Raw genomic sequence first — 1975 nt, 5'->3', positions numbered from 1 at the left:
TTTGTAGCGACTGTGATCGCGGCAACATCTATTGCCATGGCGGCTGTGCCGAGACGGCGCGTCGGGCGTCACTGCGAACCGCCAACCAACGCTATCAGCAGACCCGCCAGGGGCGTTTTATGCATGCACAGCGCCAACACCGCTACCGGGTCAGACGGCAGAAAGTGACGCATCAGGGTTCCCCGCAACCGCCCCCCAATGATCCACTGCCCACCGACCTGGAGACGCCGGATGGCCGATCTGGCGCGGGCTCCAAGCCGATGGCCCGTCTTCACTGCCATTTCTGCGGCGGCGAGTGCGGGCCTTTTCTGCGTAACGGCCCCCTTCGTCGGCCTGCCGTGGCCGGTACTCTCGGGTCAATCACCCCACATTGGCCGGTGGGTGTCCACGCACGGCCCCCATGAGATACCCGGCCCAGTAGATTTGGAGAAGATCATTGACCATCAGCAAAGAACAAGAGGCACAGATCCTGCGCTATCACCATGTCGAGAAGTGGCGTGTGGGTACTATTGCCCATCAACTGGGGATACATCACAACACGGTCAACCGGGTACTGTCCCAGGCGGGGTTGCCGAAGGCGGTACGCTCACAGCGTCCGTCCATGATCGATCCCTATCTGCCGTTTCTCACCGACACCCTGTCCCGCTACCCGACACTCACCGCCAGCCGCTTGTACCAGATGGTACGTGAACGCGGCTACCCCGGCGGCCCGGACCACTTCCGCCATCAGCTCGCCTGTTACCGACCCCGCCCCCGGCCCGAGGCCTTTCTGCGTCTCAGGACCCTGCCCGGCGAACAGAGTCAAGTCGACTGGGGACACTTCGGCAAGCTCACCATCGGCCGGGCGGAGCATGCCCTGATGGCCTTTGTCATGGTGCTCAGCTACTCGCGGCGCATCTTTCTGCGCTTCTTCCTCGGTGCCCAGATGGCCAACTTCCTGCGCGGTCATGAAGCGGCCTTCACTGCCTGGAACGGTCTGTCCAAGGTACTGCTCTACGATAACCTTAAGAGCGCCGTACTGGAGCGTCGGGGCGATGCCATCCGCTTCCATCCCACCTTGCTCGACTTCGCTGCCCACTACCGCTTCGAGCCGCGTCCGGTGGCGGTGGCCCGCGGCAACGAGAAGGGCCGGGTGGAGCGGGCCATCCGCTATGTACGCGATCACTTCTGGCCGGCGCGGCAGTGGCGGGACCTGGACGATCTCAACGCCCAGGCTGAGGCCTGGTGCAACGGCTGGGCCATGGACCGCCCCTGCCCGGAAGAGCGCTCCCTCTCAGTACGCCAGGTCTTTGCCCAGGAGCCGCTGCTGGCGTTGCCTGAGAATCCGTACCCCACCGATGAGCGGGTCGAGGTGCACATCGGCAAGACCCCCTATGCCCGCTTCGAGCGCAACGACTACAGCGTGCCCCACACCCATGTGCGGTGCACCCTCACCGTATCCGCCTCCCCCGGTGCGGTGCGCATCCTCGATGGCGGCCAAGAGATCGCCCACCATGTCCGCAGCTACGACAAGGGACAGCAGATCGAACGACCGGAGCACATCGAGGCCCTGGTGCAGCTCAAGCGCCAGGCCCGGCGCCATAGTGGACAGGACCGTTTGGCCCAGGCCACACCGGCCAGCCGCACGCTGTTGAGCCAGGCCGCCGAACGCGGTGACAACCTCGGCACCATCACCGCCACGTTGCTGCGGCTGCTGGAGGACTACGGTGCAGCGGAACTGGAGGCCGCCATCAATGAGAGCCTGGCTCAGGGCGTGCCTCACCCCAATGGCGTGCGCATTGCCCTGCAGCGGCGCCGGGAAGCCAGGAACCAGCCACCCCCGTTGGGGATAAGACTCAACGACGAGCGAGCCAGACAGTTGGTGGTGTCGCCACATGACCTGAGCGGGTATGACCAACTGCAGGCCATCGACACGGAAACGGACGGGGCGGCGGAGGCCATGTACGATGATCAATGACACTGCACTGAAAGAGCG

General features: G+C 64.6%; 2 protein-coding genes. Both read left to right on the top strand.

The features are described 5' to 3' along the window. On the top strand, positions 1-404 hold a 404-nt coding region (locus tag O9K64_RS23290; protein ID WP_275100513.1), incomplete at its 5' end, for a hypothetical protein. Between the two features lie 32 nt (positions 405-436). Then, positions 437-1957, top strand: coding sequence for an IS21 family transposase (gene istA, locus O9K64_RS23285; protein WP_275100512.1), 1521 nt, complete (start codon positions 437-439; stop codon positions 1955-1957). Positions 1958-1975: the final 18 nt, after the last annotated feature.

The sequence above is a fragment of the Sedimenticola hydrogenitrophicus genome, assembly GCF_029017505.1.
Lineage (GTDB): Bacteria > Pseudomonadota > Gammaproteobacteria > Chromatiales > Chromatiaceae > Sedimenticola > Sedimenticola hydrogenitrophicus_A.
The sequence above is the reverse complement of the archived record's forward strand: the minus strand, read 5'-3'. Positions and strand labels throughout refer to the sequence as shown.